This window comes from Arthrobacter sp. SLBN-83, assembly GCF_006715285.1.
Lineage (GTDB): Bacteria > Actinomycetota > Actinomycetes > Actinomycetales > Micrococcaceae > Arthrobacter.
In genome coordinates this window covers 1,836,281-1,851,408 of the sequence record NZ_VFMX01000001.1, presented here as the reverse complement: position 1 = coordinate 1,851,408, position 15,128 = coordinate 1,836,281, and the positions used below count along the sequence as shown (strand labels likewise).

The window sequence follows — 15,128 nt, the reverse complement described above, 5'->3', positions numbered from 1 at the left end:
ATGGCCATTGAGGTGCGCCCGGCGACGAACTTCGAGGACGTAAAGGCACTGGTGGGGCCCAAGCGGCCTGACGCCACGGTCTGCTGGTGCCTGAGCTACCGGATCCCCTCCAAGGAGAACCTTGCCCTCCGGGGCGAAGAGCGCGGCGAACTCGTCAGGCAAATGGTTGCCCAGGATCCGCCACCTGGGGTCATAGCGTACGACGGCGGCGAACCAGTCGGGTGGGCAGCGGTGCACCCACGTGCGGACACCAGCTTCGCCCGCAACAGGAAGATCCCACACGTTGATGAGCGGGACGCATGGTCAATCTGGTGCCTCCGGGTGCGACCCGGCCACCGCGGGAAGGGAATCTCGCACCATCTGCTGGCCGGCGCCGTCGAGATGGCACGGTCCTACGGGGCGCCCGTAGTTGAGGGCTATCCGGTGGACAACGGCGGCAGCAAGGTGGACCTCACCATGGCTTATGTAGGAACCCGCAAACTCTTCGAGGACGCGGGCTTCACCAAGGCGGCGGACACGGCGTCGGTGCTGAACGGGTTCCCCCGGGTGCTGATGCGCTTGGAGCTGAGCTAAACCGGGCTTCAGCGACTCCGGTGGGAGCTACTTCCGGCGCCAGTACTTGCCCCAGTCGACTTCCATGGCCCACAACGCCAAAAGCATCGCGTCCATGGTCATCAGCCCCGCCATGAGGTACGACCAGCCAAGCAACAAGCTCACAGCAATCTCCTGACTATCCCCCAGCCAATCGATTGCTGCTAAGTGTGGCACCTAAAGTGCCGCTACGGAATGCCCTCCACCCGCAGTCTTAAAAAGGACTTCGAGCCGATGGTGCGCCTCGGTCTCCAGCTTCAGCCGGCGGGTCAGTCTCTCCACATGCCGGGACATCTCCTCCCCCACCGGGAGCCGGTCCCCCGGCCAGCTGGATACTTCCCGTGATTCGGCGAGCGCGTGCGCCAGTTCCTTAGCCGCCGCCCGTACCTTGCGTGAGTGGAAGTAGAGGCGAAGCAAGGCTTTGGCTTTGTCCGCTCCCTTCCTTTTCATTTGTTCCATTGGCTTCCCCGCCTTCCGCAGTCCGTACAGCCTCCGCGCGGTGTCGTCGTCGTACGCTGTTTCCTGGAAGCTGCTGCGTCCCTACGAGTGTGACCGCCGGACCTCAACGTCCCGGCAAGCAGATGCCAAGATTTCCGCAAGATCTGCTGAAAGGTAGGACGACGCACGGCCGAAAAGGGCAGGCGGCGGCCGTGTCAGGCAAGTCACCGGAAACTGTGAAGCCTAAGACATGCCCTGTGCGCCTTAATACGGTAGAAGTAGAGAATGGTCTCTCCCTCCGAAATCCGCCGTGCGGTGGTCATTGAAGATGACCCCGACATCCGCGGCCTGCTGGTCCGTGTCCTGGTCAAGCAGGGCTTCGAGGTCACCCAGGCGGGTGCCGGCCTGCCCGGTGTCGAGGAAGTCCGGCGGACCAAACCGGACCTGGTGACGCTGGACCTCAACCTTCCGGACCTTGACGGGCTGGAGGTGTGCAAGCTCCTGCGCGAATTCTCGGACGCGTTCATCGTGATGCTCACCGCCCGCGCGGATGAGCTGGACAAGCTCACCGGCCTGGACAACGGCGCCGATGAATATATCAGCAAGCCGTTCAGCCCCCGGGAACTCCAGTCGCGGATCAACGCCCTCTTCCGGCGCCGGCCCTCCCCGGCAGCGGCCTCCGCCGCCCGCAGCGAACTGGAGCGCGCCACGGAGGTGCAGCAAAGCCTGTTGCCCAAGGAGGACATCCGGGTGGAGGGCTATGACGTAGCGGGCCTCTTCCGCCCCTCCCGCAGCGTGGGCGGCGACTTTTACGACTGGTACCAGACGCCCGACGGGCTCCACCTGACCTTTGCCGATGCCATGGGCAAGGGCATGGGCGCGGCGCTGATCGCCGCAACGGTCCGTGCGGTGATGCGCTCCACCGGACTCCGGCAGGACCTGGATGCGGGGTTCGCCTCCGCCAGCAAAGCAATCGCCAGCGACCTTGACTCCTCCAACTCCTTCGTCACCCTGTTCCACGCGCGGCTGGACGCGGCGTCCGGCAAGGTCAGCTATGTCGACGCCGGACACGGACTTGCGCTGCACGTCCAGCCGGCAGGTCCTGCGGACCGGCTCCCCACGGGAGGACCTCCGGTAGGCGCATGGCCAGGGACGCAGTGGCCGCAGGCAGAGCTCGAGCTGGCGCCAGGCGATTCCCTGGTGGTGGTCAGCGACGGCGTGCTGGACGTGTTCGAGTCGGTGGAGGACTTCACGGACGCCGTGCAGCAGGCAACGCAGTCTGCTGGTTCGGCCAACGAGGCCAGCAACTCCATCATGGCGCTCGCCCCGGCAGAGACTGCCGAAGACGATGTCACGGTTGTCGTGGTCCGCCGGCTCCCCATGGAGGTGGCAGCATGACCCGTTTCTGGACCCGGGTGGTGGTGGTCCTCACCGTCCTGACCGGCCTGAACTACATCGCATGGCGCTGGGCCGCATCCCTCAACTGGGATGCCTGGTGGATAGCCCTCCCCCTGGTGGTGGCCGAAACCTACAGCCTGATCGACGTCATGCTCTTCGGCATGACGGTGTGGAAGCTCAAGATCCGCAAGGGTGCCCCGGAGCCGCCCTCCGACGCCACCGTGGATGTCTTCATCACCACCTACAACGAGGACCTGGACATGGTCCTCACCACGGCACTGGCGGCGCAGAAGATCCGGCACCCGCACAGCACCTGGATCCTGGACGACGGCGCCCGGCCCGAGCTCAAGGCCCTGGCCGAGCAGCACGGCCTGGGGTACGTGACCCGCAGCGAGGACTGGACCAAGGACCTCCCGCGGCACGCCAAGGCCGGCAACCTCAACAACGCCCTCATGGTCACGCACGGCGAGTTCCTGCTGATCCTGGACGCGGACCAGATCCCGGAGCCGGACATCCTGGAAAAGACCCTGGGCTACTTCAACAACCGCCGCGTGGCCCTGGTCCAGACACCGCAGTACTTCAGCAATGTCCCGGCCGACGATCCGCTCGGCAGCCAGGCCCCCCTGTTCTACGGCCCCATCCAGCAGGGCAAGGACGGCTGGAATGCAGCCTTCTTCTGCGGCTCCAACGCCATCCTGCGCCGCGAAGCACTGATGCAGCTGGGCCTGGTGGGCTACGTCAAGGAGACCGAGAAGAGCATCCGCCGCGCGCTGGCCGCCTCCCGGGCAGCGATCAAGCAGGCCCGGAAGTCGGCGGACATGGAGTCGCCCCTGGTGGCGGAGGTCCTGGACGAAGTGGAGGCAGCCACCCGCGAGGCCCAGGAGGAAGTGGACGCCGGCCGCCCCCTCAGCGAAGTGACCTACCGGGTCCGCCGCCGGGTGGACGCCGCCGTCCAGACCCTGGTCCAGGCCGACGTTGCAGCCCTGCAGGCTGACCTGGAGGAAATCGCCGCCATGGAGCTGGCCCACGTGGGCGAGTCTGGCGTTCCCGTTGTGGCGGACGACGCCGTCCAGCGGATGTCCGCCCGCGACTGGTCCCCGCTGGGCGCCCTGGAATCCGTCCAGGCGGTCCTGGATGCTTTGACAGTGGAGCGCAGCAACGAGGCCCAGCCGGTGATGCCGCTGGCCACCATCTCCGTCACCGAGGACATGGCCACCGCCATGCGCATGCACGCGATGGGCTGGGAGAGCGTGTACCACCACGAGATCCTGGCATACGGACTGGCGCCGGAGGACCTGAAGACAATGCTCACCCAGCGCCTCCGCTGGGCGCAGGGCACCATCCAGGTGCTGCTGCGCGAGAACCCGCTGGTGCAGACGGGCCTCAAGCTCGGCCAGCGCCTGATGTACTTCGCCACCATGTGGACGTACCTCAGCGGCTTCGCGGCGGTCATCTACTTCGCTGCCCCCATCATCTACCTGCTGCTGGGCATCCTGCCGGTCAGCAGCCTGAGCTGGGACTTCTTCATCCGGTTCATCCCGTTCATGGTGGTCAACCAGCTCCTGTTCGCCGTGGCCGGCCGCGGCATCCCCACGTGGCGCGGACAGCAGTACAGCCTGGCGCTGTTCCCCACCTGGATCAAGGCATGCACGACGGCGGCCCGCAACGTCTGGTTCGGCCGTCCCCTTGGCTTCGCCGTCACCCCCAAGGCGCGTCAAAGCGGCGGACCCAGCTGGAGCCTCATCCGGCCCCAGATCGTGGTATCCATCCTGCTGGCCGTCGCCGCCGTCGTCGGCATCATCCGCCTGGTAACCGGCCTGGCCGAGCCGCTGGGGACCCTGGTCAACGTTGTCTGGGTGGTCTTTGACCTGGTGGTCATGAGCATCCTGGTCCGCGCCGTGCTCTACAAGGGGTACGAACCGGCCGCAGAACCTGCAAACAGAGAGGAATCCTGATGGAGTTCAGTTACGAGGTCAAAGATTCGTACGCGGAGGTCAAGGCGGACGGGCGGCTCAACATGGTCTCCGCGCCCAAGCTGCGTGAGTTCGTCACGGACGTCATCGCCGGCGGATCCAACCGGATCGTGGTCAACCTGGAGCACACCGCGTTCATGGACTCCTCGGGCCTTGGCGCGCTGATCGGCTGCCTCAAGGCCGCCCGCCAGGCCGGCGGCGACCTCCGCATCGCCGCCGTGCAGCCGCAGGTGAACATGGTCCTGAAACTGACCAGCATGGACAAGGTCCTCACCGCCTACCCCACCGCGGAGGAGGCGTTCAGCAATGACTGAGGTACTGGCTTCACGCAGCTTCCGCGGACCTGCTGCGGAGGACGCCATCGAGGCGGTCCACAACGACCTCGACAGCCTCTGGCTGGACGTCCCGTTCGTCAACGACCTGGACCAAATGACGTTCACCACCGCCGTCATCGAGTCCGCGTCCAACATCGTCCAGCATGCGCAGCCGGCCGGGGACCGCGAGGTGGAGCTGGGCGTGGAGACCACGGTGCAGCCGGCGCTGCTGCAGGCCCGGGTCAGCGCCTATAACGCCAAGCCGCCGTTCGGCCCCATGGAGGCCTCCACTCCGGACGATGACGCGGAGTCCGGCCGGGGCCTTGCGCTGATCGAGGCACTGGTCACCACGGTGACGTTCGAACGCCAGGACGGGACCAACACGTGGGTGCTGTCCAGGACGTCCTCGCAGGACTAGGGATCTGGCGGACCGCTTGACAGTGTCCCGCGCCTGCTCTTGAATATTACGTATGCTGAAATAACAGTTCCATGATGCGGAAGCCTGCGCTTGTGCGCGGGTGCCGGGCACTCCGGCGTCCGCATAGCCGTCACCGTGGATGCCAGCATGACATCGAGGAATACGACCAGCATGAAGCTTGCCGAATTCAACAGCGCGGATCCCGCCGCGGCCCAGGCCACCCTCCGGCCATGCATTGACATCAGCCGCTGGGTTGAGGCTGTGGCCGGGGCACGCCCCTTCGCCGGCCGCGAAGAGCTCCTGGAGTTCGCCGCCCAGGCCGCCAACCCTTTCACTCCTGCCGAGGTTGAAGCAGCCATGGCCCACCACCCAAGGATCGGGGAACGCCCGACGGCGGCCAGCACCGAGGCGTCCATGTCCCGCTCCGAGCAGGCCGGGGTGGACCCGGCGGATGCTGAAGCCGCTGAGGCCCTGGCGCTGGGAAACCGTGAGTACGAGGAGAAGTTCGGGCGGGTCTTCCTGATCCGGGCCGCCGGACGCACCGCCCCGGAGATCCTGGCGGCCCTGAACCAGCGGCTCACCAACTCCGCCGAAGAAGAAGACATGATCGTTGCGCAGCAGCTGCGCGAAATCGCCGTACTGCGGCTCGAAGGACTGATCAGCGCATGAGCGTATCCCACGTCACCACCCACATCCTCGACACCGGCGCGGGGCGGCCGGCGGCGGGTGTCGCCGTCGTCCTTTCAAAAAATGACGCTGGCACCTGGCGCGAGCTGGCAGCGTCCAGCACCGACGCGGACGGCCGCGCGAAGGACCTGGGGCCGGAGCAGCTGGAGCCGGGGCACTACAAGCTGAACTTCGCCACGGGCAAGTACTACGCGGGCCTGCAGACGCAGACGTTCTTCCCGGAAGTGGACCTGGTCTTCGAAGTCACCGGCCCCGAGCACTACCACGTTCCCCTGCTCCTGAGCCCGTTCGCATACTCCACCTACCGCGGAAGCTAGCGTCAATTCGGGGCCCCTGGACCCCGCCCGGGTCACCCCAATGTCACGGCCGTCACAATTCCCGGCATAGGATCAGGAAGTATGGCTCCTAAAAATGAACCGGAATCAGATAGCGACGCCGAGGGCGGCCAGTCCGGCGGGGTGCAGTCCGTGGAGCGTGCGCTGACGGTCCTGGAGATCCTGGCCCGCGAGGGGCACGCCGGCGTGAGCGAGATCGCCGAGGAGATGGGGATCCACAAATCCACCGTCTCCCGGCTGATGGGGTCGCTGGTGACCAGGGAAATGGTCCACCAGAACAGCGAGCGCGGAAAGTACCAGCTCGGCTTCGGCATCCTGCGCCTGGCCAGCTCCATTCCCGGCCGGCTGAGCCTGGTGCACGAGGCACGGCCGGTGCTGGAAAGCCTCGCGGAAGAGTTCAAGGAAACCGTCAACCTCGCCGTGCTGCGTTCCAACTACGCAGTCAACGTGGACCAGGCCATGGGGCCTTCCACGCTGGCCACCTACGACTGGGTGGGAAGCCTGACGCCGCTGCACGCTACCTCCAGCGGCAAGGTCCTCCTGGCGGCACTGGAGGCAGACGAGCGGGACCGGATCCTCAAGGAGACGGGCCTGGCTGCCCGCACCGCCCGCACCATCACCTCCCGCAAGGAACTGGACGCGCAACTGCTTGAGGTGGCCGCCATGGGGTATGCGGTGGTCCGCGAAGAGTTCGAAATTGGCTTGAACGCCGTGGCCGTTCCCGTCTACAACCACCAGGGCGCCGTTATTGGAGCCCTCAGCATCTCGGGGCCGGCGTTCCGGTTCGACCCGGAAAAGATCCCGGGGCTGCTGGAGACACTCAAGGAAGCCGGACTCAAGGTAAGCGCCAACATGGGGTATACCCAGCGCTAAACCCAGATCTGGTAGCCGGATGACTTGTCGAAGATGCGGCGGGTGCTGATGCCCTCAGCGGCTATCCAGAGCACCGAGCCGTCCTCCGCGGCCTGGTCCACCACCCCGCTGGCCACGCGCTCCCCGTGCAGCCACACTTCGACGCTACGGCCGGGCAGGCGCGCCCAGTCGGCCCGGAGGCCGAGGGCCTTCGTCGATGTGCCGGCAGCTTGCTCAACTTGTTCGAGGCCAAGGTCCGTGGCGCCACGTGGGACTTCAAGGGTTGCCTGGAAATTCACTTGCCACTCCGTTCGCCCGCGCCGTCGCCGCTTCTGGGAAAGCGCTGATATTTGATTGATATATCAAACGAGAGTTTGAGTATGGCCCGGGTCACACTCCATGTCAACACTCGGGGCAGACGCCTCGGGGCGGGCTAGGCGTTGAAGAGAGCCTCTCGCACGGCATGCTCGAATTCACTCACGTGGGCCCTGGCCAGCTCCGCGGCCCGCTCCTCGTCCCCGTCGATGACAGCACGGAGCAGATCGAGGTGTTCACGAACATGGTGGGACAAGTCCGGCAGCCGGTCGATGACCATGCACCAGATGCGCGTTGCCAGGTTGTCGTAACGGATCAGGATGTCCTCCAGGTGCGGGTTGGCAGCAGCAGCGTAGATGCCCTGGTGCACCTGCGCGTCCAGCTGCAGCGTCTCCGTCACGGTTGCCGCGGCCACATCGAATGACTCCACCTTCTTGAGCGTGGCACGCAGCCCATCCCGAAACGCCGGTGAAGCCACGCGTGCGGCACGCGCCGCCGCGAGGGGCTCAAGCTGGGCCCGGATCTCCGAAATGAAGGAAAGATCGGTCACGTCCACCCGCGTGGCGAAGGTGCCGCGCCGGGGATAAGTCTTGACCAGCCGATCCAGCTCCAGACGCTTCAGGGCCTCGCGCACGGGAGTGCGCCCTACACCGAGATTCTTGGCCAGGAGCTCGTCATTCAGCAGCTCGCCCGGTTTGATTTCCAGGGTGAGCAACCAGTCGCGGATGCTCTCGTAGGCGACGTCCGCCAGCGACTTCCTGCCGGCGTCGTCCGCCACCGCCAAAGCTTCGAATGCCATGCTGAGCCCTTTCTTCCCAACCAGAAAAAACTATTGACCTCGCCTGTGGACCAGTATACGCTGGCAGCCAATCTAATATATCAGTCCGTTGCTTTGGAATATATCTAGAAGGAGGAGGGGCATGACCCTCATCGAAACAGCTTCAGCAACCGCCACCCTGCCAGCGCTCAAGGAAGAGCAGGCGCAGAAGTTCGTGCTGACCCTTTCCTGCCAGGAGCAGGCAGGGATCGTGCAGGCCGTGACCACGTTCCTCTTCGAGCGTGGCTTCAACATCGACGAACACCAGCAGTTCGACGACAGCCTCCGCGAGACACTCCACCTGCGCACCGCCTTCTCCGGCTCCCCCAACTACACGCCCGGCATGCTCGAAGAAGAGTTCGCGGCCATCGCCAGCCGGTTCGACATGAAGTTCAGCTTCCACGACCAAACCAAGCAGCGCGTCCTGGTCATGGTCTCCAAGTTCGGCCACTGCCTCAACGACCTCATCTTCCGCTGGCGGGGCGGCAGCCTTGGCGGCGAACTGGTGGCGGTCGTTTCCAACCACGAGACCCACCGCGCCATGGCCGAAGCCGCCGGGCTGCCCTTCATTTATGTCCCCGTCACCCCCGACACCAAGGCGGACGCTGAGCGCCGGCTCCTGGAGCTGGTGGATGAGTACGATGCCGACCTGGTGGTCCTGGCCCGCTACATGCAGGTGCTTTCGGACGACCTCTGCCGCGCACTGGAGGGCCGGGCCATTAACATCCACCATTCCTTCCTCCCCGGTTTCAAGGGCGCCCGCCCTTACCACCAGGCCTACGACCGCGGAGTCAAGCTGGTGGGCGCCACCGCCCACTACGTCACCGCCGACCTGGACGAGGGGCCGATCATCGAGCAGGAAGTCATCCGGGTGGACCACACCTATGGCCCGGCCCAGTTGTCCACCGTGGGCCAGGACGCAGAGGCACTCGCGTTGTCCCGCGCCGTCCGCTGGCACTGCCAGCACCGGGTACTGCTGGACCAGACCAGCACCGTGGTGTTCCGGTAACCGTCCGCCCGTCCGCAGACACAATATTTAGAGCAGCAGGAGAGACCTCTATGGAATCGTCGCCACGCATCGTCATCATCGGAGCCGGGATCGTCGGCACCAACCTGGCGGATGAACTCGTCACCCGGGGCTGGAACAACATCACGGTCCTGGACCAGGGCCCCCTCAACATGCCGGGCGGTTCCACGTCCCACGCCCCCGGCCTGGTCTTCCAGACCAACCCCTCCAAGTCCATGGCGCTGTTCGCCAAGTACACGGTGGAAAAGCTGTTGTCCCTCACCGAGGACGGCGTCAGCTGCTTCAACCAGGTGGGCGGGCTGGAAGTCGCCACCACCGAAACCCGGCTTGCGGACCTGAAGCGCAAGCTTGGCTACGCCTCGTCGTGGGGCATTGAGGGCTCCATCCTCTCCCCCTCCGAGTGCAAGGAGCTGTACCCCCTTATTAACGAAGAGGACATCCTCGGCGGCCTTCACGTTCCCAGCGACGGTCTGGCGCTGGCCGCCCGTGCGGTCCAACTGCTGATCAAGCGCACCGAGGCGGCCGGCGTAAAGTACATCGGCAACACCGAAGTGACCGGCATCGAGCAGTCCGGCCGGCGGGTCACCGGCGTCCAGACGCCCGACGGCGTGATCCCGGCAGACATCGTGGTCTCCTGCGCCGGCTTCTGGGGCGCAAAGGTCGGCGAGCTGATCGGCATGTCCGTACCCTTGCTGCCCCTTGCACACCAGTACGTCAAGACCACGCCGGTTCCGGCGCAGCAGGGCAAGAACGAGCTGCCCAACGGTGCGCGGCTGCCCATCCTCCGCCACCAGGACCAGGACCTCTACTATCGCGAACACGGCGACCGCTACGGCATCGGCTCCTACGCCCATAAGCCCATGCCTGTGGACCTGGACGAGCTGGGCAGCTTCAAGCCGAATGAGATCAGCGAACACAACATGCCCTCCCGCCTTGACTTCACCCTGGAGGATTTCCTCCCGGCCTGGGAAGCCACCAAGCAGATCCTGCCGGCCCTGCGCGAGAGCGAAATCGAGGACGGCTTCAACGGCATCTTCTCCTTCACGCCCGACGGCGGCTCGCTGGTGGGCGAGTCCAAGGAGCTGGACGGCTTCTTCGTGGCCGAGGCCGTGTGGGTCACCCACTCGGCAGGCATCGCGCGCGCCGTGGCCGAGCTCCTGGTGGACGGGAAGTCCTCCATCGACCTGGGCGACTGCGACATCCACCGCTTCGAGGAAGTGCAGCTGACCCCCGAGTACGTCAGTGAAACCTCGCAGCAGAACTTCGTGGAGATCTACGACGTCCTGCACCCGCTGCAGCCCAAGCTCTCCCCGCGCAACCTGCGCGTCAGCCCCTTCCACGCCCGGCACAAGCAGCTGGGCGGCTACTTCCTGGAAGGCGGTGGCTGGGAGCGGCCGTACTGGTTTGAGGCCAACGCCGAACTGCTCAAGGAGATGCCCGCAGACTGGCAGCCGCCGGCCCGCGATTCTTGGTCCGGCATGTTCAGCTCGCCCATTGCCGCGGCCGAGGCATGGAAGACGCGCACCGCCGTCGCCATGTACGACATGACCCCTCTTAAGAGGCTGGAAATCTCCGGACCCGGGGCACTGAAGCTGCTGCAGGAACTGACCACTGCGGAAATGAACAAGAAGCCGGGCGCTGTGACGTATACCCTCCTGCTGGACGACCAGGGTGGGGTCCGAAGCGACATCACCGTTGCACGCCTGAGCGAGGACACCTTCCAGCTCGGCGCCAACGGCAACATCGACACCGCCTACTTCGAGCGTGCCGCGCGGCACCAGACCGAAAGCGGCAGCGCCGGGGACTGGGTCCAGGTGCGCGACACCACCGGCGGCACCTGCTGCATCGGCCTCTGGGGCCCGCTGGCCCGTGAGGTGGTCGGCGCAGTCAGCAGCGATGACTTCTCCAACGACGGCCTTAAGTACTTCCGGTCCAAGAAGGTTGTCATCGGCGGCATCCCGGTCACGGCCATGCGCCTTTCCTACGTCGGTGAACTGGGCTGGGAGCTGTACACCAGCGCCGACAACGGCCAGCGCCTCTGGGATGCGCTGTGGAAGGCCGGCCAGCCCTTCGGCATCATCGCCGCAGGCCGCGCCGCCTTCAGCTCGCTCCGCCTGGAGAAGGGCTACCGTTCCTGGGGCTCCGATATGACCACCGAGCACGACCCCTTCGAGGCCGGCCTCGGCTTCGCGGTGAAGATGGCCAAGGACAACTTCGTGGGCAAGGCAGCCCTGGAGGGCCGCACGGAGGAGAACTCTGCGCGGCGCCTGCGCTGCCTCACGGTCGACGACGGCCGCAGCCTGGTCCTGGGCAAGGAACCGGTGTTCTACAAGGGCCAGGCGGTGGGTTACGTCACCAGCGCCGCCTACGGTTATTCCGTCCGCAAGCCCATTGCCTACTCCTACCTGCCCGCCGAGGTGTCGGTCGGCGATTCGGTGGAGATCGAGTACTTCGGCCGCCGCATCGTGGCCACCGTGACCCAGGATCCCCTGTACGACCCCACCATGTCCCGGCTGCGCGGCTGAGCATGACGGAACAGCAAGCGAACAGGGTGGCGCCGTCCGGCGCCGGGTCGATCGGCAGCGAGACCATCGGCAGCTACCTCGCACGGCTCGCCTCCCGGCAACCCACGCCGGGAGGCGGGGCGGCGGCCGCACTCCATGCCGCGCAAGGGGCGGCCCTGGTGGCCATGGTGGCCCGCTACACCACCGGCCCCAAGTACGGGGAGCATGCTCCACTGGTGGAGCGGACCACGAAGGTGGCCGATGAACTCGCGTCAGAGGCACTGCGCCTGGCCGACTCGGATGAACAGGTCTTCCAAGCCGTCATCGACGCCTATCGGCTGCCTGCTGACACCGAGGAGCTCAAGGCTGCCAGGACGTCTGCCATCCAGGCAGCGCTGGTGCAGGCGGCACAGACCCCGGCACAGCTAATCAAGCTGGCCGGTGCAGTGGTGGACCTCGCAACCGGGCTGGCCGACGTCGCCAACCCAAACGTCATCAGCGATGTGGCGGCAGCAGCAGATGCAGCCCGTGCCGCCGCCACCACGGCACGGGTCAACATCGATATCAACGTCGTGGCCATCAAGGACCAGTCGGCGCGGTCGCTGCTCAAGGAGCAGACGGACGGCATTGAGGAAAAGGTGGTGACGGCGGCCGACGCCCTCGTGGCGCGGGTACGGGAAAGGATCCTTCAATGAGCACCCAGTCGCTCTCCGGAAAGGAACTGGCCGGGGACATCCGGCGCCGTGCCCGGGAGCAGTCCCGGGACCTTGGGCAGGGCGGGGTCCACCCTGCCCTGGCCGTGGTCATCGCCACCGACGACGGTTCGACCCACTGGTACGTCCGTTCCATTGAGCGCGCCGCCGAGGCGGCCGGGATCGGTTGCCGGGTCATGGACTTAGGACATGATGCAACGGAGCAGGCTCTGGCCGGCGTCCTGCGCGGCCTGGCCGCCGAACCCTCGGTGCATGGCATCATCCTGCAGACACCGCTTCCGGCCGGCGTCCGCGCCGAGGCCCTGGTGGGCCTGATACCGCCTGAAAAGGACATCGACGGTGCGAACCCGCTGAGTCTTGGCCGCCTGGCCGTGGGGCAGCCGGCCTTCGCGCCTGCCACGGCCCGGTCCGTCGTCGAGATCCTTGGGCACTACCGCATCCCGGTGGCCGGCCGCCGCACTGTGGTTGTAGGCCGCTCGGCAGTGGTGGGTAAGCCGCTGGCCCTCCTGCTCCTGGAACGCGACGCTGCCGTCACGGTATGCCATTCACGCTCCGGGCCGCTGGAGCGCTACACGGCTGAAGCTGACATCGTGGTGGTCGCGGCGGGAAAGACCGGCCTTCTTAATGGGAGCCACGTCTCTGCCTCCTGCGTAGTCATCGATGTGGGCACCAATGTCCTGGCCGACGGCTCCCTTGTGGGGGACGTGGACGCGGACAGCGTCCGAGGGGTTGCGGCCGCGCTCAGTCCCGTTCCGGGCGGCGTCGGCTCCGTGACCACTGCACTGCTGCTACTCCACACCGTGGAGGCCGCACGCCGCCAATCGTCGTCCGAGCCACTGCCTGCCGGGGCCTTGCACGCCCAGGTCCTGGAAGCAGCCGGATAGAAGGGACAGCGTTCGCGGCGGGCGTCCCGTTTTCCGTGAAAGGTGCTTCGGTGGGCCTAAGACCTGGGGAGGTATTCCTCATCGAAGCACCGTTTTCGGAGAACGGGGCCCCGCGACGCGCGCGCCTTCGGCGTGCCCCGGAGCAGGCAACAAGGACACTTTCATACTCCGACTTTCACGGGTCACACTCTTGACTTTGAGTGTGACCTAGCGCACGATTTTGTTGCATAAAGCGAACGTTGTTGATCATCACGGAACGAATCGCCTGGATATGCTCCTCCCCCCCCCCCCCCCCCCCGACTCCACCCGTGATGGCCTGGGGAATCGACGAACGAATGCATGATGCCGATCCAAAGGGGAACCTTGGCTTGAGCATCGGCGGCACAACGTTGCCAGCATCCGCGCGGCAGCGCTAAACCACTAAAGGAAACTGTTTATGACTATCAAAGGTGGCAGCACCATCGATCAAAGCAGTGCGGAGCGCCGGAACTCAGGGACGAGCTCCACGTTCAAACGCCGCTTCATGGTGCGGCTTGTCGCAGTCTTCATTGGCGGGATGTTCCTCGACGGTTACATCCTCGGAATTATCGGCCCCGTCACCGGGCCCATGCGGTCAGAGCTCCAGCTCGACGCACTGTCCCTTGGCATGATCGCCGCAGGCCCGCTGGCTGGTATCTTCGTCGGCTCCCCGCTTGCCGGCTGGGCTACCGACAAGTTCGGACGCAAGCCCATGTTCCTCGTGGACATGGGCCTGTTCCTGGCAGCCTCAGCGGCCCAGTTCTTCGTGACCTCCGGGGATGGAGCCGTCATCCAGCTGGCCATCATCCGGTTCTGCATGGGGGTCGCGATCGGCGGCGAATACTCAATTGGCGGCCCCTTGCTGTCGGAGTTCTCCCCGCCAAAGCTCCGCGGGCGGCTGCTCGGACTGACGCTGATCGCCTGGTACGTCGGCTTCATGATGGCCTTCATCATCGGCACGCTCATGCACGACGTGGGCGTCCCATGGCGCATTGTCATTGGCACGAGCACGATCCTCGCATTCGTCCTGTTCCTCGCCCGCATCGGCCTCCCCGAATCGCCCAGCTGGCTCATTACAAAGGGGCGGCGTGAGGAAGCACTCGCGATCGCACACAGATACGTTGAATCGCCCCAGATGCACAACAGCATCACCGAAGAGATCGATCTGAGGGCGATCCAGGAGGCCCAGGCCGCGCAGGGCAGGACCAAAATCAAGAACGCCTCCGTTGGAATGCTGTTCTCAAGGCAGCAGTGGCGCACCACCCTCTTCACCTCAGGTTTTTGGTTTTGCGCCGTCACTCCGTACTTCGCGATCGCAACCTTCGCCGATGACGTGCTCAACCAGTTCGGTTTCGGCGGCGGCTGGGCCGGTGGAGTCGGGCTCTCCGCCCTTGCCACCGCGGGTGTTGTCACCACCGTGCTTCTGATTGACAAGCTCGGCCGCCGCATCCTCACCGTGCCCGGGCAGTGGCTCTGCGCAGGCATCCTGCTGGTGATCGGAGTCTGGGCGGACGCGCCGGCAATCTTCGTGCTCGCCCTGTTCCTCGCTTTCTCCTTCTTCAACGCCGGCTACACCACGTTGACCCAGGTCTATCCGGCCGAGCTGTTCCCCGGCCACCTGCGCGGCATCGGGATGGGCTTCGCCGCGGCCTTCAGCCGCATCGGAGCCGCGCTGGGCACCTTCGCCCTGCCGTGGGCGATCAGCAACATCGGCATGGGCCCCAGCATGGTCGTAGCCGCCGCCGTCGCATTACTCGGCGCAATCCTCTCGCAATGGCTCGCGCCTGAGACGAAGGGGCGCACCCTCGCCGACATTTCAGCAGACGTCGCCCACTGACGGGACT

General features: G+C 65.7%; 16 protein-coding genes. 13 read left to right on the top strand and 3 right to left on the bottom strand.

Annotated elements, in window-relative coordinates; genetic code table 11:
- Positions 1–573: a GNAT family N-acetyltransferase gene (locus FBY30_RS08455; protein ID WP_142132469.1), complete on the top strand. Its 573-nt coding sequence runs from the start codon at positions 1–3 to the stop codon at positions 571–573.
- A gap of 195 nt (positions 574–768) precedes the next feature.
- Here the strand turns inward: FBY30_RS08455 and FBY30_RS08450 are convergent, their stop codons facing one another.
- Positions 769–1,041 (bottom strand): hypothetical protein, encoded by a 273-nt coding sequence (locus FBY30_RS08450; RefSeq protein WP_235009378.1) that lies wholly within the window; start codon positions 1,039–1,041, stop codon positions 769–771.
- Between the two features lie 273 nt (positions 1,042–1,314).
- On the opposite strand from FBY30_RS08450, the gene FBY30_RS08445 reads away from it, so the two are divergent.
- From FBY30_RS08445 to FBY30_RS08415, 7 genes are all read left to right on the top strand, one after another.
- Positions 1,315–2,427, top strand: coding sequence for a PP2C family protein-serine/threonine phosphatase (locus FBY30_RS08445; RefSeq protein ID WP_142132467.1), 1,113 nt, complete (start codon positions 1,315–1,317; stop codon positions 2,425–2,427).
- Positions 2,424–4,382, top strand: coding sequence for a glycosyltransferase family 2 protein (locus FBY30_RS08440; protein WP_142132466.1), 1,959 nt, complete (start codon positions 2,424–2,426; stop codon positions 4,380–4,382). Before FBY30_RS08445 ends, FBY30_RS08440 begins: the two co-directional genes overlap by 4 nt.
- On the top strand, positions 4,382–4,714 hold the full coding sequence (locus FBY30_RS08435) for an STAS domain-containing protein (RefSeq protein WP_142132465.1): 333 nt from the start codon (positions 4,382–4,384) through the stop codon (positions 4,712–4,714). Before FBY30_RS08440 ends, FBY30_RS08435 begins: the two co-directional genes overlap by 1 nt.
- Positions 4,707–5,132 carry an ATP-binding protein gene (locus tag FBY30_RS08430; protein WP_142132464.1) on the top strand — a complete coding sequence of 142 codons (426 nt, stop codon included), beginning with the start codon at positions 4,707–4,709 and terminating at the stop codon, positions 5,130–5,132. The genes FBY30_RS08435 and FBY30_RS08430 overlap by 8 nt, the downstream gene beginning before the upstream one ends.
- 171 nt (positions 5,133–5,303) lie before the next feature.
- A complete protein-coding gene (gene uraD / locus FBY30_RS08425; RefSeq protein WP_142132463.1) occupies positions 5,304–5,801 on the top strand; it encodes a 2-oxo-4-hydroxy-4-carboxy-5-ureidoimidazoline decarboxylase in 498 nt (165 codons plus the stop codon).
- The gene (gene uraH, locus FBY30_RS08420; protein WP_142132462.1) at positions 5,798–6,136 is read left to right on the top strand and encodes a hydroxyisourate hydrolase; all 339 of its coding nucleotides are present in this window, start codon (positions 5,798–5,800) and stop codon (positions 6,134–6,136) included. The genes uraD and uraH overlap by 4 nt, the downstream gene beginning before the upstream one ends.
- Positions 6,137–6,217: 81 nt before the next feature.
- On the top strand, positions 6,218–7,027 hold the full coding sequence (locus FBY30_RS08415) for an IclR family transcriptional regulator (protein WP_142132461.1): 810 nt from the start codon (positions 6,218–6,220) through the stop codon (positions 7,025–7,027).
- Here FBY30_RS08415 and FBY30_RS08410 read toward each other — a convergent pair.
- Both FBY30_RS08410 and FBY30_RS08405 read right to left on the bottom strand, forming a co-directional pair.
- Positions 7,024–7,305, bottom strand: coding sequence for a hypothetical protein (locus FBY30_RS08410; RefSeq protein WP_142132460.1), 282 nt, complete (start codon positions 7,303–7,305; stop codon positions 7,024–7,026). The two genes, FBY30_RS08415 and FBY30_RS08410, sit on opposite strands and share 4 nt — an antisense overlap.
- Before the next feature lie 134 nt (positions 7,306–7,439).
- Entirely contained in the window at positions 7,440–8,120 is a 681-nt protein-coding gene (locus tag FBY30_RS08405; protein ID WP_142132459.1) for a GntR family transcriptional regulator, read from the bottom strand.
- Between the two features lie 121 nt (positions 8,121–8,241).
- On the opposite strand from FBY30_RS08405, the gene purU reads away from it, so the two are divergent.
- The 5 genes from purU to FBY30_RS08380 all read left to right on the top strand — a co-directional run bounded on the left by purU (position 8,242) and on the right by FBY30_RS08380 (position 15,121).
- Complete coding sequence (purU, locus tag FBY30_RS08400) at positions 8,242–9,147, top strand: formyltetrahydrofolate deformylase (RefSeq protein ID WP_142132458.1); 906 nt, start codon at positions 8,242–8,244, stop codon at positions 9,145–9,147.
- A gap of 50 nt (positions 9,148–9,197) precedes the next feature.
- Positions 9,198–11,690 carry a GcvT family protein gene (locus FBY30_RS08395; protein WP_142132457.1) on the top strand — a complete coding sequence of 831 codons (2,493 nt, stop codon included), beginning with the start codon at positions 9,198–9,200 and terminating at the stop codon, positions 11,688–11,690.
- A 2-nt stretch (positions 11,691–11,692) separates the two neighbouring features.
- Positions 11,693–12,364 (top strand): cyclodeaminase/cyclohydrolase family protein, encoded by a 672-nt coding sequence (locus FBY30_RS08390; protein WP_142132456.1) that lies wholly within the window; start codon positions 11,693–11,695, stop codon positions 12,362–12,364.
- Complete coding sequence (locus FBY30_RS08385) at positions 12,361–13,266, top strand: bifunctional 5,10-methylenetetrahydrofolate dehydrogenase/5,10-methenyltetrahydrofolate cyclohydrolase (protein WP_142132455.1); 906 nt, start codon at positions 12,361–12,363, stop codon at positions 13,264–13,266. The genes FBY30_RS08390 and FBY30_RS08385 overlap by 4 nt, the downstream gene beginning before the upstream one ends.
- Positions 13,267–13,702: 436 nt before the next feature.
- Positions 13,703–15,121 (top strand): MFS transporter, encoded by a 1,419-nt coding sequence (locus tag FBY30_RS08380; protein ID WP_142132454.1) that lies wholly within the window; start codon positions 13,703–13,705, stop codon positions 15,119–15,121.
- The last annotated feature ends 7 nt before the right edge of the window (positions 15,122–15,128 follow it).

What these genes read in the sequence shown, in the direction of transcription:
- uraD (WP_142132463.1), top strand. Translation starts at nt 5,304, where the DNA reads ATGAAGCTTGCCGAATTCAACAGCGCGGATCCCGCCGCGGCCCAGGCC.
- FBY30_RS08445 (WP_142132467.1), top strand. Translation starts at nt 1,315, where the DNA reads ATGGTCTCTCCCTCCGAAATCCGCCGTGCGGTGGTCATTGAAGATGAC.
- FBY30_RS08435 (WP_142132465.1), top strand. Translation starts at nt 4,382, where the DNA reads ATGGAGTTCAGTTACGAGGTCAAAGATTCGTACGCGGAGGTCAAGGCG.
- FBY30_RS08385 (WP_142132455.1), top strand. Translation starts at nt 12,361, where the DNA reads ATGAGCACCCAGTCGCTCTCCGGAAAGGAACTGGCCGGGGACATCCGG.
- FBY30_RS08440 (WP_142132466.1), top strand. Translation starts at nt 2,424, where the DNA reads ATGACCCGTTTCTGGACCCGGGTGGTGGTGGTCCTCACCGTCCTGACC.
- FBY30_RS08390 (WP_142132456.1), top strand. Translation starts at nt 11,693, where the DNA reads ATGACGGAACAGCAAGCGAACAGGGTGGCGCCGTCCGGCGCCGGGTCG.
- FBY30_RS08430 (WP_142132464.1), top strand. Translation starts at nt 4,707, where the DNA reads ATGACTGAGGTACTGGCTTCACGCAGCTTCCGCGGACCTGCTGCGGAG.
- FBY30_RS08455 (WP_142132469.1), top strand. Translation starts at nt 1, where the DNA reads ATGGCCATTGAGGTGCGCCCGGCGACGAACTTCGAGGACGTAAAGGCA.
- uraH (WP_142132462.1), top strand. Translation starts at nt 5,798, where the DNA reads ATGAGCGTATCCCACGTCACCACCCACATCCTCGACACCGGCGCGGGG.
- FBY30_RS08380 (WP_142132454.1), top strand. Translation starts at nt 13,703, where the DNA reads ATGACTATCAAAGGTGGCAGCACCATCGATCAAAGCAGTGCGGAGCGC.
- FBY30_RS08405 (WP_142132459.1), bottom strand. Translation starts at nt 8,120, where the DNA reads ATGGCATTCGAAGCTTTGGCGGTGGCGGACGACGCCGGCAGGAAGTCG.
- FBY30_RS08450 (WP_235009378.1), bottom strand. Translation starts at nt 1,041, where the DNA reads ATGAAAAGGAAGGGAGCGGACAAAGCCAAAGCCTTGCTTCGCCTCTAC.
- FBY30_RS08395 (WP_142132457.1), top strand. Translation starts at nt 9,198, where the DNA reads ATGGAATCGTCGCCACGCATCGTCATCATCGGAGCCGGGATCGTCGGC.
- purU (WP_142132458.1), top strand. Translation starts at nt 8,242, where the DNA reads ATGACCCTCATCGAAACAGCTTCAGCAACCGCCACCCTGCCAGCGCTC.
- FBY30_RS08415 (WP_142132461.1), top strand. Translation starts at nt 6,218, where the DNA reads ATGGCTCCTAAAAATGAACCGGAATCAGATAGCGACGCCGAGGGCGGC.